Annotated in this window: 20 protein-coding genes, 1 tRNA gene, 2 rRNA genes, 1 other RNA gene and 2 pseudogenes; 17 read left to right on the top strand and 9 right to left on the bottom strand. The window is 46.4% G+C overall.

The genetic code is table 11. The features are described 5' to 3' along the window. Positions 1 to 42: 42 nt before the first annotated feature. Positions 43 to 1128 carry a type I restriction endonuclease gene (locus tag BZJ17_RS06785; RefSeq protein ID WP_077640202.1) on the top strand — a complete coding sequence of 362 codons (1086 nt, stop codon included), beginning with the start codon at positions 43 to 45 and terminating at the stop codon, positions 1126 to 1128. Between the two features lie 138 nt (positions 1129 to 1266). Here BZJ17_RS06785 and BZJ17_RS06780 read toward each other — a convergent pair whose 3' ends face one another. Further along, complete coding sequence (locus tag BZJ17_RS06780) at positions 1267 to 2412, bottom strand: site-specific integrase (RefSeq protein ID WP_077640201.1); 1146 nt, start codon at positions 2410 to 2412, stop codon at positions 1267 to 1269. A gap of 374 nt (positions 2413 to 2786) precedes the next feature. On the opposite strand from BZJ17_RS06780, the pseudogene BZJ17_RS17590 reads away from it, so the two are divergent. The 4 genes and pseudogenes from BZJ17_RS17590 to BZJ17_RS06765 all read left to right on the top strand — a co-directional run. Then, positions 2787 to 3041 (top strand): annotated as a pseudogene (locus BZJ17_RS17590) (recombinase family protein); the annotation flags it as partial. A 12-nt stretch (positions 3042 to 3053) separates the two neighbouring features. Further along, entirely contained in the window at positions 3054 to 3185 is a 132-nt protein-coding gene (locus BZJ17_RS17585; protein ID WP_277868794.1) for a helix-turn-helix domain-containing protein, read from the top strand. Between the two features lie 1139 nt (positions 3186 to 4324). Beyond that, on the top strand, positions 4325 to 6415 hold the full coding sequence (locus BZJ17_RS06770; RefSeq protein WP_077640199.1) for an ATP-binding domain-containing protein: 2091 nt from the start codon (positions 4325 to 4327) through the stop codon (positions 6413 to 6415). Further along, a complete protein-coding gene (locus BZJ17_RS06765; RefSeq protein WP_077640198.1) occupies positions 6415 to 7122 on the top strand; it encodes a DUF2290 domain-containing protein in 708 nt (235 codons plus the stop codon). Before BZJ17_RS06770 ends, BZJ17_RS06765 begins: the two co-directional genes overlap by 1 nt. Before the next feature lie 430 nt (positions 7123 to 7552). Here the strand turns inward: BZJ17_RS06765 and BZJ17_RS06760 are convergent, their stop codons facing one another. The 3 genes and pseudogenes from BZJ17_RS06760 to BZJ17_RS06750 all read right to left on the bottom strand — a co-directional run. After that, the gene (locus BZJ17_RS06760) at positions 7553 to 9241 is read right to left on the bottom strand and encodes a DUF6538 domain-containing protein (protein WP_077640197.1); all 1689 of its coding nucleotides are present in this window, start codon (positions 9239 to 9241) and stop codon (positions 7553 to 7555) included. A 60-nt stretch (positions 9242 to 9301) separates the two neighbouring features. Then, positions 9302 to 9668: a transfer-messenger RNA gene (gene ssrA / locus BZJ17_RS06755) on the bottom strand. 88 nt (positions 9669 to 9756) lie between these two features. Beyond that, positions 9757 to 9933 (bottom strand): annotated as a pseudogene (locus BZJ17_RS06750) (SsrA-binding protein); the annotation flags it as partial. 157 nt (positions 9934 to 10090) lie between these two features. Here BZJ17_RS06750 and BZJ17_RS06745 point away from each other — a divergent pair. Next, entirely contained in the window at positions 10091 to 10522 is a 432-nt protein-coding gene (locus tag BZJ17_RS06745) for an SRPBCC family protein (RefSeq protein WP_069591154.1), read from the top strand. Then, positions 10515 to 10865: an RnfH family protein gene (locus tag BZJ17_RS06740; protein ID WP_069591153.1), complete on the top strand. Its 351-nt coding sequence runs from the start codon at positions 10515 to 10517 to the stop codon at positions 10863 to 10865. Before BZJ17_RS06745 ends, BZJ17_RS06740 begins: the two co-directional genes overlap by 8 nt. A 94-nt stretch (positions 10866 to 10959) precedes the next feature. Here the strand turns inward: BZJ17_RS06740 and BZJ17_RS06735 are convergent, their stop codons facing one another. The 4 genes from BZJ17_RS06735 to nadK all read right to left on the bottom strand — a co-directional run bounded on the left by BZJ17_RS06735 (position 10960) and on the right by nadK (position 15209). Beyond that, complete coding sequence (locus tag BZJ17_RS06735; protein WP_077640196.1) at positions 10960 to 11781, bottom strand: alpha/beta fold hydrolase; 822 nt, start codon at positions 11779 to 11781, stop codon at positions 10960 to 10962. A 91-nt stretch (positions 11782 to 11872) separates the two neighbouring features. Beyond that, positions 11873 to 12229, bottom strand: a complete 357-nt coding sequence (gene bamE / locus BZJ17_RS06730) for an outer membrane protein assembly factor BamE (RefSeq protein WP_069591158.1) — start codon at positions 12227 to 12229, stop codon at positions 11873 to 11875. A 256-nt stretch (positions 12230 to 12485) separates the two neighbouring features. Continuing rightward, a complete protein-coding gene (recN, locus tag BZJ17_RS06725; RefSeq protein WP_077640195.1) occupies positions 12486 to 14153 on the bottom strand; it encodes a DNA repair protein RecN in 1668 nt (555 codons plus the stop codon). Positions 14154 to 14327: 174 nt separating this feature from the next. Further along, complete coding sequence (gene nadK / locus BZJ17_RS06720; RefSeq protein ID WP_077640194.1) at positions 14328 to 15209, bottom strand: NAD(+) kinase; 882 nt, start codon at positions 15207 to 15209, stop codon at positions 14328 to 14330. 173 nt (positions 15210 to 15382) lie between these two features. On the opposite strand from nadK, the gene grpE reads away from it, so the two are divergent. From grpE to dnaJ, 3 genes are all read left to right on the top strand, one after another. Beyond that, positions 15383 to 16030, top strand: coding sequence for a nucleotide exchange factor GrpE (gene grpE, locus BZJ17_RS06715; RefSeq protein ID WP_077480966.1), 648 nt, complete (start codon positions 15383 to 15385; stop codon positions 16028 to 16030). Between the two features lie 233 nt (positions 16031 to 16263). Beyond that, the gene (gene dnaK, locus BZJ17_RS06710; protein ID WP_077480964.1) at positions 16264 to 18186 is read left to right on the top strand and encodes a molecular chaperone DnaK; all 1923 of its coding nucleotides are present in this window, start codon (positions 16264 to 16266) and stop codon (positions 18184 to 18186) included. 119 nt (positions 18187 to 18305) lie between these two features. Beyond that, entirely contained in the window at positions 18306 to 19454 is a 1149-nt protein-coding gene (gene dnaJ, locus BZJ17_RS06705; RefSeq protein WP_077640193.1) for a molecular chaperone DnaJ, read from the top strand. A 63-nt stretch (positions 19455 to 19517) separates the two neighbouring features. Here dnaJ and BZJ17_RS06700 read toward each other — a convergent pair whose 3' ends face one another. Continuing rightward, on the bottom strand, positions 19518 to 19973 hold the full coding sequence (locus BZJ17_RS06700) for a type IV pilin protein (protein ID WP_077640247.1): 456 nt from the start codon (positions 19971 to 19973) through the stop codon (positions 19518 to 19520). 100 nt (positions 19974 to 20073) lie between these two features. Here BZJ17_RS06700 and BZJ17_RS06695 point away from each other — a divergent pair, with 100 nt between their 5' ends. The 7 genes from BZJ17_RS06695 to BZJ17_RS06665 all read left to right on the top strand — a co-directional run. Then, complete coding sequence (locus BZJ17_RS06695) at positions 20074 to 20670, top strand: prepilin-type N-terminal cleavage/methylation domain-containing protein (protein ID WP_077640192.1); 597 nt, start codon at positions 20074 to 20076, stop codon at positions 20668 to 20670. Then, positions 20657 to 21295, top strand: coding sequence for a hypothetical protein (locus tag BZJ17_RS06690; RefSeq protein ID WP_077640191.1), 639 nt, complete (start codon positions 20657 to 20659; stop codon positions 21293 to 21295). Before BZJ17_RS06695 ends, BZJ17_RS06690 begins: the two co-directional genes overlap by 14 nt. Next, positions 21292 to 22665: a hypothetical protein gene (locus BZJ17_RS06685; RefSeq protein WP_077640190.1), complete on the top strand. Its 1374-nt coding sequence runs from the start codon at positions 21292 to 21294 to the stop codon at positions 22663 to 22665. Before BZJ17_RS06690 ends, BZJ17_RS06685 begins: the two co-directional genes overlap by 4 nt. A 5-nt stretch (positions 22666 to 22670) precedes the next feature. Next, complete coding sequence (locus tag BZJ17_RS06680) at positions 22671 to 23093, top strand: prepilin-type N-terminal cleavage/methylation domain-containing protein (RefSeq protein ID WP_069591131.1); 423 nt, start codon at positions 22671 to 22673, stop codon at positions 23091 to 23093. Between the two features lie 523 nt (positions 23094 to 23616). Continuing rightward, positions 23617 to 25171: ribosomal RNA gene (locus BZJ17_RS06675) — 16S ribosomal RNA — on the top strand. Positions 25172 to 25334: 163 nt separating this feature from the next. Beyond that, positions 25335 to 25410: transfer RNA gene (locus BZJ17_RS06670), tRNA-Ala, on the top strand. A 590-nt stretch (positions 25411 to 26000) separates the two neighbouring features. Then, positions 26001 to 26186: ribosomal RNA gene (locus BZJ17_RS06665) — 23S ribosomal RNA — on the top strand; the annotation flags it as partial.

Here is a 26186-nt window from a genome sequence, read left to right as displayed (position 1 = left end):
TTGCATCTGCTTGTTCACTTAAGCGCATATGAGGAGAGACAAATGGACTTTATTGAGCGACTGCAAGCGTTATCGAAAAAGGTGGGGCAGCTAGCTGATTCAATAGAAACAGAAGAGGCGACAAAGACAGCTTTGGTGATGCCGTTTCTTCATAATGTACTTGGCTACGACATCTTTGACCCCAGCGAAGTTATCCCCGAGTTCACCGCTGACACAGGTACTAAGAAGGGTGAGAAGGTCGATTACGCTCTAATGAAAGATGGTGAAGTGCAGATCCTAATAGAGTGCAAAAAGGTAAATGAAACGCTCTCACCAAAGCATTCTAGTCAGCTTTACCGCTACTTCTCTGTTACTAATGCTCGCATTGCTATCCTAACCAACGGATGTGAATACCAGTTCTTCACAGATCTTGATGCACCAAACAAAATGGACAATAAGCCTTTCTTGGTACTGGATATGTCGGAAGTTGATGAGCATGTGGTGCCCGAGCTTAAGAAATTGACTAAGACGTCCTTTGATGTTGATTCAGTAGTAGATGCAGCAGGAGAGTTGAAGTACTTAAATCAGATAAAGAAAGTACTGTCTGAACAGTTTCAGGATCCAGAAGAGGACTTTGTGAAACTGCTAACCTCTAAGGTTTATGATGGAATACAAACAGTTAAAGTCAAAGCTCAGTTTACAGAGATAACGAAGAAAGCCCTCAAACAGTTTCTGAACGACAGCATCAATGCAAGGTTGAAGTATGCAATCGGCAGTGAGGAGAGAGAGTCGGTCTCAGCTGAGAGCAAAGGTGAACAAGGTGATGTTAACCTTGTGGATGAAGATGATGGCAATCCGAAGATTGTGACGACAGAAGAGGAGTTAGATGGCTACAATGTCGTGAAAGCTATTCTACGTGAAAAAGTAGAGGTGTCTCGCGTTGCACACCGTGATACTCAAAGCTACTTTGGTATCTTGCTCGACGATAACAACCGTAAACCTCTATGTCGCTTACACTTTAACGGTCGCCAGAAATACATTGGTCTATTCGACGCAAACAAGAAAGAAACTAAGAATCCGATTGATAGCGTTGATGACATATTCCAATACGCAGGGCAGCTTAAAGCTTCTATAGATCTGTACGAATAAAATATTTTGAGCGCTAGGCTATAATGGTTATTCACCTAGCGCTCTAGATTATATGAATTAGCTATGCTGCTGGTGGCGCTTTATCTTTGGCAGTATTCGCTTTATGTTAATTATATAGCCTATCAGAGTTGTTTCTTTTCATGCTTGAGAATCTATTATCTCGACAACGCTTTTGAGTGAGGTTGATGTCATATGTGTGTACCGCGCAGTCATAACAGGTGTTTTGTGACCAATCCATAACATTCTTTTGGAATCATTTACATCTAACTCTGCTAATCTGGTAGCGCAAGTATGGCGCATCATATGAGGGACAAATTCTTTCTCTTTATCAAACCCTAGAGACTTTTTCATAACCTTCCATTGCCAACTAAGACGGTCTTGAGTCAGATTGAATATATTTTCTTCTGGGCTGCACATGTTTTGATACCTTCGTTTAAAGACATGTCGGGAACGTTTTGTTAGAGGAACGGTTCGGAATTCGTCATTTTTAGAGTTTCGTATAAAAATAGACTCACTCTCTAGTCTGTAGTCTGACCATGTAAGCCTCATAAGTTCACCAACTCTAGCACCAGTGTCGATTGCTACCATCACAAAATCAGCCATAAGGGTATTACCTTTCTTATGAAAGAAACTTATTACCTTCTCTTCTTCTTCCTTACTAAGTATGCGAGTTCTAGCGTTAGAGTATTTTTGCCAAGGGAAATCCGGTACATGTGGTATGTAGTCAAGCATGACAGCGTGTCTCAGTACTACCCTCAGCTTGCTCAAATTTCTATTTATAGTTGCATTAGATAAGTTTTTAGCTTGTAAATAACCAACGTAATCAACGAGTCTTCTTGGCGTGATATCACTTGRTGGTGTTGAATATCCAAAATGTTTGATGACATTCTCTGCTTTTCTTTTTGTTGCTTTGTGGTCTTTTATATTCCTTGAGTTCCATCTCATCTCACAAGCAAAATCGTAAGCATCTTTTAGTGTTCCTAAAGGAGGAGAAGGTCTGGTTGTATACCTTGGGTCGAGTATAAAAATCTCACTGAAGTATAATTGCTTTTTAGGGTTTAGTTTAAGAAATCGCAATTGATTTATTAATTGTATGTAAAGATCTCTGTCACCCTGTCTGTTGATTGCTTCTCTTATGGCATCTCTTGGGTTGTTATTTTTTATGACAGAGGTTTCGCCTTGACTGTAATATGATAAATAGTAGTTTGACCTCCCTTTCTTTAAGTTCATCCCGTAATAACTTAGTACTCTGTTTACATTGGTGTGTATTGGGTTTCTCATCATTTAATCCTCTGTTCAAGAGGCGCCTATATTTATTTTTATTTTTCAATTTTTAAAGCTATGAAATTAATTTCAATCACATGTGACATTTTATTTTCTAATATCCTTTTCCTTTTGAATCAGCAACATAGGTTACAATTGAAGATGTTGTGTGTTAATATTTTTCATGTTTTTATTTTCGATTTGTTTTTTGTAAAAAATTCTCTTGTGACTTTAATTATATATGTGTTGTATAAATTCCCCCTATACCCCCTACTAGAAACTGCAGTGTCTGACTTTATGGAATCGAAAATATCTTTAATAAGCAGTGATGCCTCACTTGGAATGAGTGTTCTTTTTCTCTACTTCATGGGTTTACAAATGTTGAGTTTAAGAAGCTACTCGACTATGTGCGTGAAGGAGACACGCTTGTGACGGTCGATCTTGATAGATTGGGCAGAGACAGCATTGACGTACAAAACACCGTGAGAGAGCTTCTGAGGGGCGGTGTGAACGTCATTGTGACAAGGCTGGGGGTAGACCTCAGCACAGATGCAGGAGAGCTTCTGGTGACCATTCTGTCCAAGGTGGCAGAGATGGAAAGAAGGAAGATGTTAGAGCGTTCAAACGCAGGCAGAGAGCGCGCAAAGGCAGAAGGGAAGCATATGGGTCGTCCTCACACGATAAGCAAAGAGAAGGTACGTGAGCTTCGCTCAAAGGGGTACTCTATTAATGCGACAGCGGAGGCTTTGGGGTGCTCTGTGTCGTCAGTAAAAAGATTACAGAGGCTAGCTTGAAGTGTGGTTTTTGGTGGGATTAATAATAAAGCATGCCGCTTCTAGGTTGTAACCACTTGGACATATGATGAAGTGGTCCCTTCGATTTCCAACGTCTAATTGAAGGGACTCTGAGACAACTTTAAGAGTACATCTATCCTTATACGTCTTGATGATAACAATGTCATACTAGAGCAGTATCGACTGTCCATTGATTGTGTATGAGGAGAGTGAGACAACACAGACACCCTTGATGATTACTCTTATTATCCGTCTGTTTTCTTGGTCTATGTATCGTAGATAGCTTCTGAGCTAACACTGCCATTTACAACGTCTAATTGAAGAGCCCCAAGGGAAACTTTTAGATATACACTAAGAGTCCTTGGTTGCTTCATCTCTATCTCACTAGCTTCAGTAGACACGAAGAGACCACCAGCACTATTGTTCTTTTGATTACATGGATAAGTAGTCAAGCAGAGCGGCTCTTAGCTGACTGTCATTTCACTTGATAGAAGGAGCTATCATTATGAGAAGCAGTCGTCTAGAGCTTGTCTGAGCTTTATGGTCTGTAGGTGCTAGTGAGATATTGCATGGGCACAACCAAGAGGAAAGCTTTACGTCTCTTAATATCGTTGGTCTGAATACCGTTACCTGCTCTAGTAAGCTAGGCGGTGATAGCTGGAGCAACACCGACGCTACACAGGTACACCTGAGCTTTAAGTTTCTCTTCGAGGACTACGTCAGGCCAATTCATAGACAACGCTCTCATAAGTAGTGCTTGGCTATATGTTTAGTGCGCTGACTTATACACAGTCGGACATCTATGGTAGTCAAGCGGTGACCTAGCCGTCTAGAGTGTCCCTTGTGCCATCAAAATCGCTTTTGGACAATTATTAGTTTCATAAAATTGAACATTAGAAAATCGTGAATGATTACAGATATGGCAAATAGCCAAACTCGACTCCCAGAGAGCCGAGTGGAAGGGAGCTATGTAGCCACTTGGTATCCGATCAATACTCAGTAGGTCAAGTGAGAATGTTTTAAATTCATAACTGATATGTGGACTGTGAAATGTGAAGGAGAGTAATGCCTATACCTCTAATCAGTGTTATATTAGATGGTCATATGCATATTGTTTCTTCTATATCTAGGAAAGCACAATGTTACAGATAAACCCAGACGGGTATGATTTTACAGCAACTCCAATATTAAATGACTTAGTTGAGCGTTTGAAAAAGTCACCCTTGGAACTTGATGGCGCTCAACTATTTGTCGACTTTCCTTTATATAAAGGGAGTGATGATAATCTAATTATTTCGCAGCTTATCCTAGTTAGTTCAAAGTACGGTATTTGGTCTCTGCATACGACAGATGCGAACTCATACAGTAAGGATAAGTTGACTCATGCAGATGATGAACTTCTAGACGTTGCCAATAACGTTTTTGCAAGGCTAATTAGGAATAAGCGTCTATCTTGTGGTTTCAATCAACTCAAGGTTCCATTTAGCACTTTACTTTATGCTCCTCATTTTGAGGAAGAAGAGTTAGCAGCCATAGAGTTGAAGAATCCACATGCTCTGAATTTCCACGATGTCGAGCAAATGATAAGCAAGAGTGAAGTTGCAGTTGATGATAATGTTTTCTTGGAAAGTATCTCGACGATTCAAGGAGCTAAAGGGCTTTGGAAACCAGAAGATAGAAATCTAACTGGTTTTGACGACAACTCTAAAGTTGCCAAAATTAGTCAAATAGAGTCGAAGATATTGCTCTTTGATAAAGATCAGCAAGAAGGTTATATACCTGCATTATCTGGGCCTCAAAGGATAAGAGGTCTTGCCGGATCAGGTAAAACGGTAGTACTTGCAATGAAAGCTGCTATAACGTTAATTCGCGCAGAATCAGAACAAAGCAAAATACTGTATACTTTTTCAACAAAAAGCCTCTATCAACATGTGAAACGTTTGATCCAAAGGTTTTATCGAGAGTTTGATGATGACTTGAGTAATCTAGATCGAGTTGCAATTAAACACTCTTGGGGGGGCCGCACAAATGATGGTGTTTATTGGGAGGCTTGTAATGCATTTAACCATAGATTCCTTACTTATCCTGAGGCAATGAAATATAAACCTCACGATATGGAACCGTTTGAATTTGCGTGTAAAGATTTGCTTGATAATGTGGAAATATCCCCTATTTACGACTATGTGTTTGTTGATGAAGCACAAGATTACAATAAGTACTTTTTGAGATTGTGCACTAAGTTAGCGAAGAACAAACAAGCTACATTTGGAGCTGATGTTTTTCAGAATATTTTTCAAAGCCAAGTACCTACAGCTGCACAAATCTATGATGATGGGACACAATTCATCAAAGAGAAATACTTAAATTGTTGTTATAGAACACCACTAGCAACGCTAGTTTGTGCTCATAGCGTAGGTCTTGGTGTCTACGGTAAGCAAGTTCAGAAAATCGAAACCGTGGAGCACTGGAAGTCGCTTGGATATCAAGTTATTGGCAAAGATGAAGGGGCTTTTCGAGAGAAAGAAGATGTTCATGTATTGAGGGATGAAAGACATTCTCCAACACTGGCAGACCAAGAGGCTCGTGACTTAATCTTAATGCATAAAGCTGAAAATATGGATGCAGAGGTTAATGAAGTTGCTCGACGCATCATAAATGACGTTAAAAGCGAAGGGTTATTGCCTGAAGATATTCTAGTCATGTGTGCCGATGACTACAGGTGTAAAGGATATTTTAATCGACTTACTGACATATTGTCGGAGCATGAAATTTATACGAATAACATTCATGCAGAGAAGTATTCAATAAGCGACTTTCGCGTTAAAGGTCGAGTTACACTAAGTACAATCCATAAAGCTAAAGGCAACGAAGCTTATTCAGTTTACCTAATGGGTACTGATTTTCTCTCTTACAACCTCAGTGTGAGAAATAGAAACCTTATCTTTACAGCTTTAACACGAACCAAGGGTTGGATCTGTATTACAGGGGTTGGTGAAATTGTTGATAGGCTTTTTGGGGAGATAGAAACTGCTATCGGCAACCTTCCTAGCATTAAGTTTAAATACCCATCAGCGCTTGAGGGACAGGATATTGAACATGATCTACAGATGGCTGAGTCAGTTAGCCAAAAAGATATTGATAGCATAAAAAAGCTAGCAGAAAAGTTCGGGTCTTTTGAGAAAATGCAGGAATACTTGGCTGAAAGTGAAGGTAGAAAAGGGAAGAAATAATGGACGTTGGTTCTGGCGCATCGTTAAAGCTAACTAAGCGAGTTTTAAATGAACTGGGGATGCTAGAACAATACAATCCCATGATTCATTTTCCTGAGAACTACGTTGCGGATCTGCGAGGGAAAAACTACAGAGACCAATGGGAGACTTATATAAAACGCTATTGGTATCATTTTTTACTCGCAGATGGCTCATTACTCATTTATGAAGAAGATAGCTTCAGGTTTTTAATGGCTCCTCTCAGATTACCTACTCGTGAAGATTTTTTACATGAAGAGTTTGGAGACATATGGGATGAGGTATTCACTGAAGATGATAAAAATCAATACTTATCGTCATCGGAATTTTCGATCGCATATCAAAACTTTGTAGACAGCATTGCGACGTATAGCCCTTATACTCCCGTTAGGTATGACATGAGCCTTGATAAAAATGAGTATTGTCGTCTAACACACCCTGCGTTCCACTTACACATAGGCTTTGAGAATAATTCCAGAATACCTGTTAAAGTAAAGATGACGCCATTTTCATTTACTATGTTTATTCTATCCACCTTCTATCCTAAAGAATGGAAGCGTATTTTTGATGAAGGAATGCTTTCCGACGAAGAGAAGACCAAAGTTAAATCGGGGTTAGAGACCATCGTGCATATAGACAACGAACTTTGGTGCAACGAGCACGAGGAAGTCAGAGTTTACATCGGATAAATATAGCGTAACGCATGTGCTCGCCCTGAAATATTTCCAAAGTAAGCATGGCCTTAATCTCTTTCATCGGATTAGACTTGATAGGGAAAATGCATGCCTCAAAATTGGGTAGTGCATTGGCTCCAAACACTTTGGGGCCAAAGTGAGCTAGAGTAATCTGTCAGATCTGATTACATCTCTGTTAGATAACTGGCAGACCACGTCCTGACTAACACAGTCTTAGCCATCAGAGAGAACACACAGCAAACCGACACAAGGGCTTTAGCCTCAAACGGCTTCCTCCTATGCATTATGGTTTGTCTGGTCTACCGCTTAAAGGAAATGGTTAGAGAAATCATGGGGCACTGCTACTCGCCCCATCAATCGACAATAGTGTTTCCACTTGGCTGTCTTAGGCTTCCTGAGAGTCCATATAGGAGCTCTAGAAAAACTATCCTGCCATAGAGAGTAGAGTATCAGCTGCCTCTTGCTCGTCGATGGGGTAGTCTATGGTCTCTATATACTTCTTCAAGTTGGCAATTGTCAGCCCTGAACCATAGTTACCGCTTACTGAGCCGTCGGCCCAACCACCTAGCTGTTTATAAGCTACTTCAGGGATGCCTGCATTTAACGCTAAGTCCTTAAAGTTGTGCCTTAAGCTGTGAAAAGTAACGCGGTCGGCTCTTAGGTCGTGGATGTTTGTGAAGTACCTGAACTTCTTGCTGTAGATATCAGAGCGATACCCGCCTCCCTTGGGCTTTTTGATATTGAAGATGGTCTCCGTCGAGACAGAGCGTACAAATTCAATAAATCCAAGTTTAAGCAATACGTCCGGTATAGGAACTGATCTGGCAGAGGTGTATGTCTTCAGAGCTTTGCCGTCCTCATCATTGACGGAGATGTACCAGATTCCCTCTTGTTGGCGGATGTCTGATGGTCGTAGCTGAACAATCTCGTTCATACGTAGACCACAACATAAAGCAACACGCACAATCCAATAGTGTACCGTTCCTTTGGTTAGCTGGAGCAGCTTGCTGAGCATTTCAGGTGGGTATGGCAAGCGAGCATCCTTATATGCTATTGCTTTCTTGAGCCTGACGCTCTCTGCTGGGTTAAAGCTTGCGTAACGCTCTTGCACTGCGAACTTGAACATTGCAGAGACAGCTTCTAGACGCTGATTGATACTGGTTACAGATAGGCTCTTTAAGTGCTGTAACTGCCCATTCTTAACAGCTGCAATAAGCTCAGGTGTTGTTAGAGCTCTTGTCTCCTTCAGCTTAGATGAGTTGCATGGAGTACTTATCAATACATCACGTAGTTCGCGAATATCTGCTGTAGATACGTCTCTGATAGGCGTGTCACCACCGAGTAGACCGACTAAGCACTCAAAAGAGACCTGATAGCGTTGCTCCAGTTTGCTGCTCATAGGCTTACCAGAAGCCGCCATTTCTGTCTTTTTATTTTCAAGAAATTCAGCTGCAACGCGCTCGATTGTAGGGGCTTTCTCAATTTTTGGAATAGGTTTTACAACACCTGTAATGCTTGGTGTCGCTCCAGATATCAAAGCGTGAAGCCCTTGAGTTTGAGCTCTCAATTGCTTAGCAAATTCGATGAACACTCTTGCTTTTTGTTGTGGTTCTAGGCCGCTATATATGTCGGAAGCTCTATCAGGCAAGGCTCCTTCAAAAACACGCTTCACACGGAGGTTATCGTCAAACATTGCTTCATGGTACAGCATGTTCTCTGCGTGCTCTTGAATGCTGGATAGGCTTTCATCTAGACCGTGATGCAGAGATTCATAAGAGACACCACTAGTAAACATATGGTCTCTCTTATATTTAATCCATTGATTAGCCGCTTCAATTGCAAGGTTTTGCAGATCGACTAGCTCAACTTTCCGCTCGGGTAAGGAGTGACCGTCAAGCCTTGCAAACTCTTCAGCTAAACGACCAGCCTCGATTGCAGCTAGCTGCTTAGCCCGCTTCTTATCGGAGGTCTTAAGGGAGAAGCGAATTAGCTTTCTGCCGTAGTGCTCGACTAGATGGCTGGGAACTCGCTTTTGAAAGTAATAGATGTTGCTGTTTTTACGTCGATATATGTGCAAAGTTTCACCTTTGTAGGCCAGCTTTGTATCACACATACTCTTTTTAACTACTTGAAACAAAGGAACTTTTATCTAAAACAACAACTTATAGAAAAGTGGTGGAGCTGGCGGGAGTTGAACCCGCGTCCAGAATCAGTCTAACCAATGGCGCTACATGCTTAGTTTGTCTTTAATCTCGTCAGTGTGCTGCGGACAAACACGCCACACAAAGACATACCCGACTTAGATTTAACGCTTCAGCTTTCGGGTCAAAGCATCCACGCGATCCTGTTTGGTTTTGACTATCCTTGATCCCCGTCCTACAGGCGAAGGCTAGGGAGGATAGGCACTCAACAGGTTATTAAGCTGCTAGTGCGTAGTTTTCGTCGTTTGCGACTATTTTTTTGCGGCTTTTTACGAGGCCAACCGCCCCTCGGCATGCTCCACGGGCCTTCTCAATCCTGTCGAATCCTGAATCAGCCCCAGAGTTTGGACGGCAGAGTCTAACATATTGATCTGCCGCGTCAACGATTAACGTGCTGCGTTTTTCATGATTCTGGCTTTTTGACGTTCAGCAACACATAACTTTCGCTGATATTGGCTTTACCGGCACGGAGAGATTTTACTTCCCAGCCTTGTAGCTCAAGCCCAGCTTCAAAGTCATCTTCGATGAAGAACTCATGGCGAGCTTTTTTATTCAGCGCGATGGTGTTACTGCTTGCTTTGTTCTTTGCGTTTTTCTTAGCCATAGTGGGCGCATTATAAAGGCTATGTGTTGAGGAATGAAAGGATTATCGCACGAGCCTGAGTGAAGCGCATCTGTATTTGTCGATACACGCGGCTGCACGCTTTGGTGAATAGATGAGGCGGTGGTATGATTTCGCGGTTAACTTGCAAGGAGTCCTTATGCCGCAAATTATCCGCTCGGCTTTAGTGCCTTACAGTGCTGAGCAAATGTTTGCCTTGGTGAATGATGTTGAGGCCTATCCACAGTTTTTGCCTGGGTGTGTGAGCACACGCTTGATTGAGCACACTGACACAACCATGGTGGCATCGTTAGACGTGGCGAAGGCAGGCATTAAGAAAACCTTTACGACCAAAAATTACTTGGTGGAAAACACGCGCATTGATATGACATTGGTCGATGGGCCATTTAAACGGCTGAGCGGAGGTTGGCGTTTTACACCGCTTTCCAGCGACGCCTGTAAAATTGAGCTCGATCTTGAATTTGAGTTTACCAATCGATTAGTTGAAGTGGCGTTTGGTCGTATCTTCAGCGAGCTAACAAGTAGTATGGTGAAAGCATTTACTGAACGAGCGAAAACGATCTATGAGTGAAGAAACACTACTCCGTGTTGAGGTGGTCTACGCATTGCCGAATGAGCAGCGGATTTTTAATTGTGTGGTGAAACCGCAATCGACCGTTGAAGAGATTATTCGCCAATCTGGTGTGCTTAAAGCTTACCCAGAGATTGATTTAGACAACAATAAAGTTGGCATCTTCAGCCGCACCGTGAAGCTGGATGCGCAAGTGCGTGATGGAGATCGTATTGAGATTTATCGCCCACTGCAGGCAGATCCCAAAGAAATTCGCCGACGCCGAGCGGAACGCGCGAAGCTAGAAGGAAAAGCGGATCCTGTTACGGGTGGACGCGTGGATACTCAGCGCAAGCGCTCTTAACGCCGTCAACGGCTTTCGCAACGAACATGAAAAAACGCCGACTCTCGGCGTTTTTTTGTATCAAGAGAGCGCGGATAGTTGTCTTGTTAACGCATTAGTCTCGATAGACGTGTTGTAAAAAATGCGTCAAACGTTCGGTAACTCGTTCTGGTTGCTCAAGGTTAGCAATGTGTCCTGCCTCTGGGATCAGTGTGAGCTCCGCGCCTGTGATCTCATCTTGCATCAAATAGCTCTCAAGCGGCGGACGAGCCACATCGTGTTGCCCCACCATAATCAGCACGGGCAATGCTAATTTGGCGAGAGCATCGATTTGATCGCGACGGTCAAAGGTAAGGCGGCCAATACGAGCGACGGCGTTAGCGCGATCGCCTTCAAGTTGCTGGAGCGAGTGATGGAAAGCGTCGACGAAGTGCGGTTGCTGTGCCAGCGTGGTGGGAGCGAAAAACAGTGGCACGATGGCGTCGAGAAGCGGCGCGGGGACATGCTGGACTTGCTCGATAGTGGTGAGCATTCCCATGTATTTTTGGTGCGTTACCTCGGGCTCGCGACCGACAAAGGTGTCCATTAACACCAATGCTTTCAAACGCGAAGGCGCTAACTGAGCAAACTCAACGCCCCACATTCCGCCGACGGACAGACCAATGAGCGTGACCTGTTCAATGTTGAGGTGATCGAGCAGTGCGAGCATGTCTGCCGCAATATCAGCGAGCGAGTGTGTCTGCTCGGGGGCATCGTCTGAGTCCCCGTGGGCCCACAAGTCAGGCACAATGCAACGGTAATGGCGACTTAACACTTCAACCTGAGGCGCCCACATGGCACTGTCCCACAGGTAGCTATGGCCGAATAACAGAACAGGCCCTTGCCCAACATCTTGGTAAGCAAGGCGTTTTCCATGGTGTTCGAAGATATGTTTCATAGTGTGATAGCTAAGCGTAAAAGCTTAAGACTACCATGAACGCGAAGGCATAGGAGCTCCGCGCAGTGGCGATACCGCGCGGAAACGTGAATTATTGGACGGCTTCGAAAAAGCTTTCACCCGGCGTGAAGTCACCATCGACCTTGACTAACTGGTTGTTGTCATCAAAAGAGAGCACGAGATCTTTTTGTGTTGGCGCTTGGTGACCAGGTTGTTGCCATTGGACAAAATACCACGTGTTTGGGTAGCCAGATTCGACCAGCATAGGAGGGCCGAGTAAGAACTTAACCTGCTCTTTGGTCATGCCAAACTTAAGTGAGTCTACGGCTTTTTCTTCGATGTAATTGCCCTGATTGATATCGACGCGATAAACCAGTTTCTCGGCGTAAGAACAGCCAGTAATGGCAATTGCCATTAGGGCAGCAATGGCGGCTTTAGTCCAACCCATAGTTAACATCTTCACTGTCTCGTTGATGGCAAATAATATCACTCACACGCAAATCGTTCCGTGGATACAGGCTTTTTCGTCCCTGACGAAAGGCGGATGAGTATAAACAAGCGCGGAATATATGTAAAAAACCTGCTCGCGACTAGCGATTGGATGGGAAGAATCGAAAAAAGTTCGCTCTAAAAAGAGAAAAAGGCGACACGCTCACAGGTTTGTGAGGTGTCGCGAATCGGTGAGTGCCATGGGTTGACGCATGCTATGCGGCAACCAGCAAGTCTTCGGCATTGGCCAGCGTGCGTTCGGTGATCTCGCTACCGCCGAGTAGGCGTGCCAGTTCATTGATGCGTTCTTCGCGGGCCAACGGATACATACGGGTGGTCGTGGTGCCTTTTTCTGTTTGTTTGGCGACAAACATTTGCTGATGCCCGCATCCGGCGACTTGTGGTAAGTGTGTTACGCACATTACTTGGGTCGATTGGCCCAATTGACGGAGTAACTTACCGACAATCGCCGCTGTTGGACCACTGATACCTACATCGACTTCATCAAAGATCAGGCTCGGGGTTTCCACTTTTTGGGCGGTGATCACTTGAATGGCTAATGAAATCCGAGATAACTCACCGCCAGAGGCAACCCTTGCGAGCGGTTGCAGCGGTTGACCCGGGTTGGTTGACACCAAAAAGGCCACCGCATCTCCCCCTAAGGGACTTAGGTGAGTGTCGGCTTTGTTTTCGACTTGGATTTCAAAGGTACCGTGCTCCATGCTCAGTTGGTGCATGCTTTGCGTGATCAGTTTATTGAGCTCACGGGCATAACGACGTCGGCTTTTACTGAGTTTTTCTGCCGTATCCAAACAGGCGGCAAAATGCGCATCCACGTCGGCTTGGAGCTGCTCAATCGCCTCATCATTATGGGCTAATTTATCCAGTTCTTGGATCAGTTGTTGGTGCGTTTGATAAAGCGCCTCGGGTTGCACATGATGTTTGCGTGACAAGCTCATAATCGTGCTCATACGCGCATCAAGATATTGCAAGCGTTGCGGATCCATGTCTAACCGGTCGAGATAACTGGTCACTTCTTGACTCGCTTCTTGCGCTTGAATGCGCGCTTCTTCAATGAGCGTGGCTAAGGGCTCAAATTGACTGTCCAGTGTGGCCAGTTCAACCAAGCGTTGCTGTGCGGCATTTAAAAGGTTGAGCGCGTTAGCGTCTTCGCTATCACTGAGCAAATCCACGACTGCTTGGCTTGTCATCGCAATATCGCCGCTGTTTGATAAGCGCTTGTGTTCTTCTTCAATCTGCTGGTATTCCTCTTCGCCTAGTGCCAGCTCGTTCAATTCGCCGACTTGATATTCCAGCAGTTGTTGTTGTGCATCGAGATCGTCTTTTTTCTTGATCAGTGCCTTTAACTCGTTTTTAGCACGACGCCAACGTTGGTAGCGAGACGCCATCTTATCGAGTAGTGATTGGTGTCCGGCATATTGGTCGAGCAGGGTGATCTGGTGTTCTGGGCGCAACAGTTGTTGGTGAGCGTGTTGGCCATGGACATTAATCAGTAGTTGTCCTAGGGCTTTTTGCTGTGAGGCAGGAACAGGGTTGCCGTTAATGTAAGCACGAGAGCGGCCTTCCTTGGTAATCACGCGACGGAGAATACAGTCGTCGCCGTCTTCAAGCTCATTGTCTTGCAACCAACGACGTGCCGCACTGTTTTGTTCGAGGGTAAAACTGGCGGTGATCTCTGCGCGTTTTTCGCCGGGGCGTACCATATTGGCATCCGCGCGGTCGCCTAGGCAAAGGCCGAGCGCATCGATAGAAATCGATTTACCTGCACCTGTCTCTCCGGTGATCGCCGTCATTCCTTTACTAAACTCCAACTCCAAGGATTTCACGATGGCAAAGTTTTGAATGGTCATATCGGCTAACATAGGAAAACACCTGTATCTATAAACAACTGTGTATAGATACAGTATATACTGTTTTTACATCCAGTGAATATGTAAAAAGAAGAATTGTTCCTTCTGGGAGTTTCCGCACAAAAATTGCACACAAAAAAAAGCAGGCGAACCTGCTTTTATGCCCTTTTACGGCAAGGGAAGCGATTAGAAGAGTTTCGACGACCAGCCTAGCTTGGTGCGTAACGTGTTGTAATAATTGTAATCTTTGGGATGGATAAGCTTCAGCGTGGCCGGACTTTTATAAATGTGCACCTCGTCGCCAGGGTTCACGGGAAGAGAGACTTGTCCGTCGCAACTGACTTCCAGCGTGCCGCGGTTATCGGGCGAAACCAGCAGTTTAATGCGGCGGTTGCCATCGACGACTAACGGACGACTGGATAGGGTGTGAGGGAACATAGGGACCAGTGAAATCGCGTTTAGGCTCGGAGAGAGAATAGGGCCGCCTCCCGATAAACTGTACGCCGTGGAGCCGGTGGGGGTTGAAATAATGATCCCGTCGGAGCGCTGAGAAAAGGCAAATTGTTCGTTAATGTAAACTTCAAACTCAATCATATGCGCCACTTGCCCTGGGTGGAGCACTGCTTCGTTCAGTGAGGCATTATGACTTTTGACTTGGTCATGACGGTGGATCTCGGTTTCGAGTAAAAACCGATCTTCTTCCATATATTCACCGTTTAAGACGGCTTCAAGCGCGTTTTCGAAGGCGTCGGGATCTAAGTCGGTCAAAAAGCCTAAATTGCCCCGATTCACCCCAATCACCTTGATGTCACTGCGCGATAACACGCGTGCTGCGCCCAGCATATTCCCGTCGCCCCCGATCACGATGGCCAAGTCAGCGTGTTGACCAATCGTAACAAGATCCAAGTAATGCGCATCGGGTAACCCCAAGTTAGCGTTAAGACGCGTATCAATGCACACCTCATAGCCACGCTCCGTGAGCCAATGGTAAAGGCTAATGTGTGTGTTCACGGCCTCTGGATTACGGGGCTTACCGATAAGCGCAATGCGTGTAAAAGGTGTCGACATAATGCGGATCCTGTGTCTATTTGTGCCCAGTATAACGCGGCAAATTCGCGATTGTCGTGATTTGGGTTGGCCTGATGGTTGAATCGTGAATATTCATCCCCATAATAACCCCGTCAATCAAGTTGAATAGTCCCAGTGGCGTGCTGGGCAATGCCATTTGTGTCGGAGTGATCATGAGCGAAGAACAGAAAGTGAAGCAAGAGCAGGAAGCCGTAAAACAAGCGCAAGCTGCTGAAGCCAAAAACGCAGAGCAGGCCACTGAGCAACAAGTGAGCGGTAGTGCGGCGGATATCGAAGACGCCGAGACCGAGGCCATGATTGCACGTATTACCGAGCTTGAAGCCGCACTTGAAGCCAGTGAAGCGAAAGTGAAAGAGCAGCAAGACAGCGTGCTGCGTGCCCGTGCGGATGTCGACAATATGCGCCGTCGCACCGAGCAAGAAATCGATAAAGCGCGTAAATTCGCACTAGAGAAGTTTGCCGGTGAGCTGTTGCCCGTGATTGATAACATGGAGCGTGCTGTCGAGATGGCGGATAAAGAAAACGAAGCCATCAAGCCTATGGTTGAAGGGGTGGAGCTTACCCTAAAAACCATGACTGATACGGTTGAAAAGTTCGGCCTAAACGCGATTGATCCGCAAGGTCAGCCATTCAATCCTGAACTGCACCAAGCGATGTCAATTCAAGAAAGCGCTGAGCACGAGCCAAACACCGTAATGATGGTGATGCAAAAAGGTTACGAGCTAAATGGTCGCGTCGTGCGCCCAGCGATGGTGATGGTATCTAAGGCACCACAAGGCAACGTTGACGAAAAAGCGTAATAAGGCCGACGTCGAAAACGTCAATAAATACAGGCCTTTTTGTCAGCCACTCGATATAAAAGGCCTAAAAAAATGCGGTTTTTTTTATCGCAGGCCTTGAAAACAAGCATGCTGCCCTTATTTAGATTGCAGCGTTAAATAAAAATTTGCGGTGAGGGGTTGAACCTCTCACGGTTACCCCCACATAGGGTGTAACGCAATAAAGCCACAGAACGAATTTCGGAGAGCACCAGATGGGTAAAATCATTGGTATTGACTTGGGTACAACCAACTCATGTGTCGCTGTACTAGACGGTGAAAAAGCACGCGTGATTGAAAACGCAGAAGGTGATCGTACAACACCTTCAATCATCGCTTATACACAAGACGGTGAAACGCTAGTCGGTCAACCTGCAAAGCGTCAGGCGGTGACAAACCCAGAAAACACCCTGTTCGCGATCAAACGTTTGATCGGTCGTCGTTTTGAAGACGAAGAAGTACAGCGCGACATCAGCATCATGCCATACAAAATTGTCAAAGCTGACAATGGCGATGCGTGGGTTGAGGCGAAAGGCCAGAAAATGGCTGCACCTCAGGTCTCTGCTGAGGTTCTGAAGAAAATGAAGAAAACCGCTGAAGACTTCCTCGGTGAGGAAGTGACTGGCGCGGTTATCACAGTACCTGCTTACTTTAACGACTCTCAGCGTCAAGCAACTAAGGATGCTGGTCGTATCGCAGGTCTAGAAGTTAAGCGTATCATCAACGAGCCAACTGCAGCCGCACTGGCCTATGGTCTAGACAAGAAAGGCGGCGACCGCACTATCGCAGTTTATGACTTGGGTGGTGGTACCTTCGATATCTCTATCATCGAAATCGATGAAGTAGATGGCGAGCAAACGTTCGAAGTACTGGCGACTAACGGTGACACGCACCTAGGTGGTGAAGACTTTGATAACCGTCTGATCACTTACTTGGTCGACGAGTTTAAGAAAGAGCAAGGCATCGACTTGCGTCAAGACCCATTGGCGATGCAACGTCTGAAAGAAGCGGCAGAAAAAGCGAAAATCGAGCTCTCTTCTGCACAGCAAACTGACGTGAACCTGCCTTATGTGACTGCGGATGCTACTGGTCCTAAGCACATGAACATCAAGGTAACGCGCGCCAAGCTTGAGTCTTTGGTTGAAGATTTGGTTCAACGTTCTCTTGAGCCAATGAAAGTTGCTCTGGCAGACGCAGAGCTGTCTGTTGATGAAATCACTGATGTCATCTTGGTAGGTGGTCAAACCCGTATGCCAATGGTACAGGCGAAAGTTGCTGAGTACTTCGGTAAAGACCCACGTAAAGACGTGAACCCTGATGAAGCGGTTGCTGTTGGTGCGGCAGTGCAAGGTGGTGTACTGGCAGGCGACGTAAAAGACGTGCTACTGCTTGACGTAACGCCTCTGTCACTGGGTATCGAAACCATGGGTGGTGTGATGACTAAGCTCATCGAGAAGAACACCACGATCCCAACCAAAGCGAACCAAGTGTTCTCGACTGCGGAAGACAACCAAAGCGCGGTGACTATCCACGTGATTCAAGGTGAGCGTAAGCAAGCCATGCATAACAAATCACTGGGTCAGTTTAACCTAGAAGGCATTCAGCCTGCGCCACGTGGTGTGCCACAAATCGAAGTGACCTTCGATCTTGATGCTGATGGTATCTTGAACGTGTCTGCGAAAGACAAGCAAACGGGTCAAGAGCAGAAAATCACCATCCAAGCGTCTGGCGGCTTGAGTGACGAAGAAGTTGAGAAGATGGTTCAAGAAGCAGAAGCGAACAAAGAAGCGGACAAGAAGTTCGAAGAGCTCGCAACTGCACGTAACCAAGCGGATCAGCTGGTTCACGGCACCCGTAAGCAAGTTGAAGAAGCCGGCGACAAACTGCCAGCAGAAGACAAAGAGAAGATCGAAACAGCGATCTCTGAGCTTGAAACTGCGCGCAATGGCGAAGATAAAGAAGCCATCGATGCGAAAGTACAAGCACTGGTCGCGGCTTCATCAAAACTGATGGAAATTGCTCAGCAGCAAGCACAAGCTGAGCAGGCGCAACAAGACGCCGGTGCAGATTCAGCGAAACAAGACGATGACGTTGTTGACGCTGAGTTTGAAGAAGTCAAAGACGACGACAAGAAATAAGCGAAAGCGCTGTCGTTAGTAAGCACGGGCGTAGGGGAGCAATCTCCTTCGCCCGTCGTTTTATCAAACCGTGATTTGAACGTCTTTGTTTTGTTGACGTAAACAGGTGCAGTCAGACCATGTCAAAAAGAGATTTATATGAAGTGCTCGGTCTAAGCCGCGATGCGAGCGAGCGCGATATTAAAAAAGCCTATAAGCGGCTGGCGATGAAATATCACCCAGACCGTAATAAAGGCGAAGATGCCGCTGACCAGTTCAAAGAAATTAAGCTGGCGTACGAAGTGCTGACCGACCCACAAAAACGCGCTGCCTATGATCAATATGGCCACGCAGCCTTTGAACAAGGCGGTATGGGTGGCGGCGGCTTCGGCGGCGGTGGTTTCGGCGGTGGCGCTGACTTTAGCGATATTTTTGGTGACGTATTCGGCGATATATTCGGCGGAGGGCGTCGCGGTGGTCAGCAACGCGCGCAACGTGGTGCCGATCTGCGCTATAACATGGAGCTAACGCTTGAAGAGGCGGTCCGTGGCGTCAGCAAAGAGATCGAAGTCCCGACCTATGTAGGCTGTGATACGTGTCATGGCAGCGGTGCCAAACCTGGCTCGCAAAAGCAAACCTGTGGTACCTGTAATGGTATTGGTCAGGTGCAAATGCGCCAAGGTTTCTTTGCTGTGCAGCAAACCTGTCCAACCTGTCATGGTAGCGGCTCCATTATTAAAGACCCTTGTAACAGCTGTCATGGTCAAGGTCGTGTGAAAAAGACCAAACACCTGAATGTGAAAATTCCAGCTGGCGTCGATACAGGGGATCGTATTCGCCTATCGGGTGAAGGTGAAGCCGGAGAAAACGGTGCCCCAGCGGGTGATTTGTACGTACAAGTACACATTCGCGAGCATCATATTTTTACTCGTGATGGCAATAACCTGTACTGCGAAGTGCCGGTTAGTTTCACAATGGCCGCACTCGGCGGCGAAGTTGAAGTCCCGACGTTGGATGGCCGTGTGAGCTTGAAAGTGCCGGCCGAAACGCAAACGGGACGCATGTTCCGGATGCGCGGTAAAGGCGTACAATCCGTACGTGGCGGTAGTATGGGCGATCTTATTTGTAAGCTGGTGGTGGAAACCCCTGTCAAATTGAGTAGCCGTCAAAAAGAGCTTTTACAAGAGCTTGAAGAGTCATTCAGTGGAAGCGAAGCGAAAAAGCATAAGCCAAAATCAGAAGGCTTTTTCGATGGCGTGAAGAAATTCTTCGATGACCTTACCGGGTAAAAAGTGCCACGTGTCCAAAGAACACTAAGATAATGAATAGCCAGCCTTGTGCTGGCTATTTTTTTATCCTTTCGTCGGCCGCTGTATATGGGGAAGCGGACAGTCTTTATGGTTTGATTGCGCGGCAATTAGCCCGCTCGGGTATAAGGTCAATACCCCACAGGGGTCGTTGTTTTGCGCGCTTTCCTGACGTGGCGTAGCAGTGACATAATAGCTTTTCGTTTGCCCATGGACTGCAAAGTTGTAGCGTTCAGATAGCTGACAGTTTTCGCACAGCTTATCTTTTAACTCAGTTTGGTCGCTGGAGTTAGGAAAGGATTGATGGGTAATAAAATGATCTTCTATCCACCCTTGCAGCTGAACCAGATTACGCTTTGCATGTTGCCTTTCTTGTTGCTGTTTGTAATGAGAATAAGCGGGTAACGCGATGCCTACCAACGTAGCAATAATGGCTACCCCAAACAGTAACTCGACTAATGTCACGCCTTTTTGTAAGCGTGAGATACTGTTAAAGCTCATTTTTGTTAGCCTCTCGAAGACTCTGTCACTAAAACGTCATCCAGCCTAGGGCAGTGGTACTCTCATCATCAATCGGTGGGCGATTAACTTGGGAGGCAGTATGCGTTTTATCCCTCATCTGAAGCGGCTTTCTCATGGCTTTACTTTAATTGAGTCACTAATCGCGCTTGCTGTGCTGGCGATCACTTGCAGCATTGCGTTTCCCAACTTTCAAAAAGCGCGCCAAGCGACGTTAATTGCCAATGACAGTGCGGCACTCACCAGTTTGTTTCAATTGGCTCAAAGCCGAGCCGTTAAAGAAAGTCGTCCGTATGTTGTCAGCTTCGTGAGTGAGGATGGGGTGGATTGCATTGTTGCCAAAGCAGAGCCAGTGTCCACAGCCCGAACATCAGCAGGCCGACAGCCAACGTCTCTCGACTGTCACCAAACCCAAGCCTTGATGGTGAGGCTAGATAAACAGGTCACGCTAAAACAGAAAGTTAAAGAAAAGTGGCAAGTACAACCTGACGGCGATTTATTCACGATTGACTTTCGCACCCAGCGGCCGAACCTCAACCTCACACTGGGATTAAGCACCGCAAAGAGCCAACAGCCAGACTATATCGTGCAAATCCGTCAGTACCTTGGTTTTAGCCATTGCAAAAATAAAGACAACACGACTTGCCGCACTGAGGACGAAAACGATGCGAGTAGTTAATCAGTGGGGGTATGGTTTGCTCGAACTGCTGATCGGTTTATCGGTTAGCCTGATGGTCATGTTGGCGGCATTGTCGATGATGACGTCTGCCAGTGTGACTCAAACCCGTCTTGATGCGAAGACTAACTTGTCCCTTGATCTAAGCCGCTTACTGACCATGATGGAGTCTGATATTCGTCGAGCTGGATTGTGTTATCAGTGTGGTGAGACAGCAGCGTTCCAAGTAGATAAGCATCTGATTTTGATTGACGACACTGGCAGCAACAATCAGGGGCAATGCATTCGGTTTGCCTACCAACAGGCGGGCGTCGTTCCTCAGTTGGATGCAGGAAAAGATGATGTCAAAGGCTTTCGGTTTGATGCTGATAATCAGGCTGTAGAAATCTACGAGAACCACGACAATACATCCAACTGGACGTGTCAGTCCGGTTACTGGCGAGATATCTCTTCACGCAACATTGTAATTGATAACCTGACTTTTGAGCGCAAAGAAGTGAGCACGTCTAACCATCGCACCGTCACGGCCCTAACCATCACCTTATCTGCCGCGTTAAAAGAGGCCCCACACACGCAAGAAACCCTATCTCGCACTCTGGTATTACGCAATACAATGAGGCAGTTATGAGGAAGACACAAACCGGTATTGCAACGCTCGTCGTGGTAGCCAGTATTGCTTTGATTGCACTGTTGATGGTGTTTGGTGTGAGTCAGCGTGCGATCAATGATATCCAGCAGGCGCAGGCACGAATTAAAACCCAAGAGTACCTCTCTCGGGCTTGGGCGGGGTTAGATTGTGCGGTGGCGAAAATTTATCAAGAGGGCCTCGATCTCTCATCCGGTGATGCGGCCAAAGGGCTGACTCAATTATCAGAGTGCCAAGGTGTGGCTGGAAGTCGATTAGAGCTAGCGCCTTGGCCAAACAATCCCTCGTTGTGGCGGCTAAGTAGTCACTCACATCAGCAGCAGGTTGGAGTCACCTTGCAAGGCGCGGGAGGCGGTCGCGCGGCGGCGTTTGTCACGTCAGGTTCGGCGTTATTTTATGGAGCGAATAAGTGGCGGCCGGCGAAGGGCAAAAAACGTGACGATGGACGCTATGAATGTCAGTCCATTATTGCTGGTGGTGATGTGAGGATTAGCCCGCGAAAACCAAGTGAAGGTGTGCCGGAGAACGAAGAGGAAAAAAGCCAAAACACATTCTCCGTCCACTTAGGAGGAGGAGATGAATGTGCACCTGAGTATAAAACTGAGGTGCTCGATTACAAAGTAGCTGATAACCGCGATGAGACAAGGAAGCTGCTCAAAAAAGATGTACAAACCAATGTGGAGGAGATGGATCTTTTCCAAGACTTTTTTGGTGTCCCGCGTTCACAGTGGCGGCTTGCCAAACAGCAGTTTGAGGAAAAAGGCGGAACCATCGTTGAAACGCATGGCGATGCATCGAAATGTTATGAAGCGGTCTACAACGCGATGGAACAGGGGAACGGACAACTTAACGTTAAAGTCTGGGTTGATGGGCCTTGTGATTTAAGCCGTGGAGGGGAAAAGAGTTTGCCGAGTAGCCCGCCCATCCTATTGGTTGTGCAAGATGGCATCATGGCACTTCGTGGTACGATAGATCCCTTTAACGGCGCAGTGTATCAGTTTAATCCCACTATTCAGGCCAATGAATTTGCAAAACAGTGGGGAATGACGGTAGGACAGGGCAAGCAGCTATCATGTAGCCATAGTAATGCGTCGATAAGTGAGCTTTGCCAGCATATTACAACCAATGTGCGAGAACCTGAGCAAGCAAGCCGAGTCCCATTTTGGTTTCATGGTAGTTTTAAAACCAATGGTGCATTTATTATTGATGTGCCCGGTGGAAATACAGTCATAAATGGCTCGTTGGTTGCTAATTATGATGATGGTAATAAGCGTGCTAGTTTTGAGGGGCTCGGACAGTTAAGGCCCTTACCCAATAGCTATTACAACCTAACACCACCCAGTGGAGGGTAAAGGCGATGAAGTCTCAATCTGGCTTTTCATTTTTAGAGATAATGATCGCGCTGGTGCTGGTTTCTGTCACGGGGTTAGGGCTGTATAGCCTCACCGCAGAGATTGAAGCTCGGCAATATAATGCTCGGCTAGCCGAAGGAGCCATGCATATTGCCAGTGATCAACTCGCCCTTTGGCAGCGCATCAACACTGATACACCATGCTCAGCAAACAATGGAGAAATGATTGGGCTTTCAAATATTGCCGGGTGCTTGATTGAAACCAAAGAGACGCCTTACCAACTAGAAGCGAAAACCACAAAAACCTTGATGGGGGAGACAGGCCCTTATGCTAAACAGTTGGAAGTCATTGTAAGTTGGAAAGATAGCCGAGGGATTTCCCAGTCGTTAACCTTTTATTTTACCGCTTCTATCCATCGCCATGGTTAAACCCAGCCCCTTTAATGCACCCTTTTGTGTGTTTTTTGCTCGGTCGGTATTTTTTTATTTAAAAACCCCTTGCGTCACAAAAATACCTCTCTATAATGCGCTCCTCGTTGGCACGGCAAACCGCGCTAACAAACGGCAGCAAAGCCAAGTAAACAAAAAGCTTGACTCACTGCCTCTGTGGCGTAAAATGCCACTCCCGCTCAAAATTGAGCGACGCTCTTTAACAATTTGACCTATGCAATCTGTGTGGGCACTCGTTGAGAATAGACAAAAAGATTTATTCGATGAACTGAGTGACCAAACGACAACTTTTAYAGTTGTTCGGCACAGTCAATTCGTTTTTCTCTTCGGAGATAAACAGTAATCAGTATTCATTGAGCTGAAACTTCGGTTTCGAAAAAACTTTAATTGAAGAGTTTGATCATGGCTCAGATTGAACGCTGGCGGCAGGCCTAACACATGCAAGTCGAGCGGAAACGGCAGTATTGAAGCTTCGGTGGATTTACTGGACGTNAAAAAACTTTAATTGAAGAGTTTGATCATGGCTCAGATTGAACGCTGGCGGCAGGCCTAACACATGCAAGTCGAGCGGAAACGGCAGTATTGAAGCTTCGGTGGATTTACTGGACGTCGAGCGGCGGACGGGTGAGTAACGGCTGGGAACCTGCCCTGACGAGGGGGATAACCGTTGGAAACGACGGCTAATACCGCATAATGTCTACGGACCAAAGGTGGCCTCTACATGTAAGCTATCRCGTYGGGATGGGCCCAGTTAGGATTAGCTAGTTGGTAAGGTAAYGGCTTACCAAGGCGACGATCCTTAGCTGGTTTGAGAGGATGATCAGCCACACTGGGACTGAGACACGGCCCAGACTCCTACGGGAGGCAGCAGTGGGGAATATTGCACAATGGGGGAGACCCTGATGCAGCCATGCCGCGTGTGTGAAGAAGGCCTTCGGGTTGTAAAGCACTTTCAGCAGTGAGGAAGGTAGTGTACTTAATACGTGCATTGCTTGACGTTAGCTGCAGAAGAAGCACCGGCTAACTCCGTGCCAGCAGCCGCGGTAATACGGAGGGTGCGAGCGTTAATCGGAATTACTGGGCGTAAAGCGCATGCAGGCGGTTTGTTAAGTCAGATGTGAAAGCCCGGGGCTCAACCTCGGAACCGCATTTGAAACTGGCAGGCTAGAGTCTTGTAGAGGGGGGTAGAATTTCAGGTGTAGCGGTGAAATGCGTAGAGATCTGAAGGAATACCAGTGGCGAAGGCGGCCCCCTGGACAAAGACTGACGCTCAGATGCGAAAGCGTGGGTAGCAAACAGGATTAGATACCCTGGTAGTCCACGCCGTAAACGATGTCTACTTGGAGGCTGAGGTTTAAGACTTTGGCTTTCGGAGCTAACGCATTAAGTAGACCGCCTGGGGAGTACGGCCGCAAGGTTAAAACTCAAATGAATTGACGGGGGCCCGCACAAGCGGTGGAGCATGTGGTTTAATTCGATGCAACGCGAAGAACCTTACCTACTCTTGACATCCAGCGAATCCTTTAGAGATAGAGGAGTGCCTTCGGGAGCGCTGAGACAGGTGCTGCATGGCTGTCGTCAGCTCGTGTTGTGAAATGTTGGGTTAAGTCCCGCAACGAGCGCAACCCTTATCCTTGTTTGCCAGCRMRTAATGKYGGGAACTCCAGGGAGACTGCCGGTGATAAACCGGAGGAAGGTGGGGACGACGTCAAGTCATCATGGCCCTTACGAGTAGGGCTACACACGTGCTACAATGGCRGATACAGAGGGCAGCGAGACAGCGATGTTAAGCGAATCCCTTAAAGTTTGTCGTAGTCCGGATTGGAGTCTGCAACTCGACTCCATGAAGTCGGAATCGCTAGTAATCGCAGATCAGAATGCTGCGGTGAATACGTTCCCGGGCCTTGTACACACCGCCCGTCACACCATGGGAGTGGGCTGCACCAGAAGTAGATAGCTTAACCTTCGGGAGGGCGTTTACCACGGTGTGGTTCATGACTGGGGTGAAGTCGTAACAAGGTAGCCCTAGGGGAACCTGGGGCTGGATCACCTCCTTACTGACGCTATTCTTGCGAGTGTTCACACAGATTGCAAGTCCACTCAGACCCACCAATTTCTCCTGATGCGGCGTTGATGCCTTACTCGTTTAGTTTACTAAGCGTCGAAATGCCTCGCCTTGCTTCAAAAGAAATTGGCACCAGCATCTAAGGAATTCATGATGGGGCTATAGCTCAGCTGGGAGAGCGCCTGCTTTGCACGCAGGAGGTCAGCAGTTCGATCCTGCTTAGCTCCACCACTTTTTAAGCACATTTATAACAAGTGTTTTTAAAAAGTGGATTATCGTCTTGATAGATTCACATGCTCTTTAACAATCTGGAAAGCTGACAAGTCATTCTTTAAAGAATGACAGTAAAGTTCTCAATCAGTGACAGAAATGTCACTCACACAATCAAGTGTGCTTGGGCTTTGTCTTAGTGATAAGCAAAGTCTCTATTTTGAGTCCGGCAAAAACAAAACCTTAATTAGTTGATGATTCAACACTCAGTGGTTTTGCGACGCAGATTTCTTTTTTAGACAATCTCGCGCGAGGCGTTNAATGACAGTAAAGTTCTCAATCAGTGACAGAAATGTCACTCACACAATCAAGTGTGCTTGGGCTTTGTCTTAGTGATAAGCAAAGTCTCTATTTTGAGTCCGGCAAAAACAAAACCTTAATTAGTTGATGATTCAACACTCAGTGGTTTTGCGACGCAGATTTCTTTTTTAGACAATCTCGCGCGAGGCGTTTGTCGCTGGGAGCGTAACGTGTTACGTGACCAAGCAAACGGTGAGCAAGAGGCCGTATAAAAGAGAAAGATCGAGCAAAAAGACCTCTTGGGGTTGTATGGTTAAGTGATTAAGCGTAGACGGTGGATGCCTTGGCAGTCAGAGGCGATGAAGGACGTATTAACTTGCGATAAGCCCAGATAAGGCAGTAAAAGCCATTTGAGTCTGGGATTTCCGAATGGGGAAACCCACCTGCATAAGCAGGTATCTTAGCGTGAATACATAGCGCTAAGAGGCGAACTCGGG

Origin of the sequence: Salinivibrio sp. IB574 (genome assembly GCF_001996205.1) — a bacterium.
Lineage (GTDB): Bacteria > Pseudomonadota > Gammaproteobacteria > Enterobacterales > Vibrionaceae > Salinivibrio > Salinivibrio proteolyticus.
The sequence above is the reverse complement of the archived record's forward strand: the minus strand, read 5'-3'. Positions and strand labels throughout refer to the sequence as shown.

What these genes read in the sequence shown, in the direction of transcription:
- BZJ17_RS06785 (WP_077640202.1), top strand. Translation starts at nt 43, where the DNA reads ATGGACTTTATTGAGCGACTGCAAGCGTTATCGAAAAAGGTGGGGCAG.
- BZJ17_RS17585 (WP_277868794.1), top strand. Translation starts at nt 3,054, where the DNA reads ATGGGTCGTCCTCACACGATAAGCAAAGAGAAGGTACGTGAGCTTCGC.
- BZJ17_RS06770 (WP_077640199.1), top strand. Translation starts at nt 4,325, where the DNA reads ATGTTACAGATAAACCCAGACGGGTATGATTTTACAGCAACTCCAATA.
- BZJ17_RS06765 (WP_077640198.1), top strand. Translation starts at nt 6,415, where the DNA reads ATGGACGTTGGTTCTGGCGCATCGTTAAAGCTAACTAAGCGAGTTTTA.
- BZJ17_RS06760 (WP_077640197.1), bottom strand. Translation starts at nt 9,241, where the DNA reads ATGTGTGATACAAAGCTGGCCTACAAAGGTGAAACTTTGCACATATAT.
- BZJ17_RS06745 (WP_069591154.1), top strand. Translation starts at nt 10,091, where the DNA reads ATGCCGCAAATTATCCGCTCGGCTTTAGTGCCTTACAGTGCTGAGCAA.
- BZJ17_RS06740 (WP_069591153.1), top strand. Translation starts at nt 10,515, where the DNA reads ATGAGTGAAGAAACACTACTCCGTGTTGAGGTGGTCTACGCATTGCCG.
- BZJ17_RS06735 (WP_077640196.1), bottom strand. Translation starts at nt 11,781, where the DNA reads ATGAAACATATCTTCGAACACCATGGAAAACGCCTTGCTTACCAAGAT.
- bamE (WP_069591158.1), bottom strand. Translation starts at nt 12,229, where the DNA reads ATGGGTTGGACTAAAGCCGCCATTGCTGCCCTAATGGCAATTGCCATT.
- recN (WP_077640195.1), bottom strand. Translation starts at nt 14,153, where the DNA reads ATGTTAGCCGATATGACCATTCAAAACTTTGCCATCGTGAAATCCTTG.
- nadK (WP_077640194.1), bottom strand. Translation starts at nt 15,209, where the DNA reads ATGTCGACACCTTTTACACGCATTGCGCTTATCGGTAAGCCCCGTAAT.
- grpE (WP_077480966.1), top strand. Translation starts at nt 15,383, where the DNA reads ATGAGCGAAGAACAGAAAGTGAAGCAAGAGCAGGAAGCCGTAAAACAA.
- dnaK (WP_077480964.1), top strand. Translation starts at nt 16,264, where the DNA reads ATGGGTAAAATCATTGGTATTGACTTGGGTACAACCAACTCATGTGTC.
- dnaJ (WP_077640193.1), top strand. Translation starts at nt 18,306, where the DNA reads ATGTCAAAAAGAGATTTATATGAAGTGCTCGGTCTAAGCCGCGATGCG.
- BZJ17_RS06700 (WP_077640247.1), bottom strand. Translation starts at nt 19,973, where the DNA reads ATGAGCTTTAACAGTATCTCACGCTTACAAAAAGGCGTGACATTAGTC.
- BZJ17_RS06695 (WP_077640192.1), top strand. Translation starts at nt 20,074, where the DNA reads ATGCGTTTTATCCCTCATCTGAAGCGGCTTTCTCATGGCTTTACTTTA.
- BZJ17_RS06690 (WP_077640191.1), top strand. Translation starts at nt 20,657, where the DNA reads ATGCGAGTAGTTAATCAGTGGGGGTATGGTTTGCTCGAACTGCTGATC.
- BZJ17_RS06685 (WP_077640190.1), top strand. Translation starts at nt 21,292, where the DNA reads ATGAGGAAGACACAAACCGGTATTGCAACGCTCGTCGTGGTAGCCAGT.
- BZJ17_RS06680 (WP_069591131.1), top strand. Translation starts at nt 22,671, where the DNA reads ATGAAGTCTCAATCTGGCTTTTCATTTTTAGAGATAATGATCGCGCTG.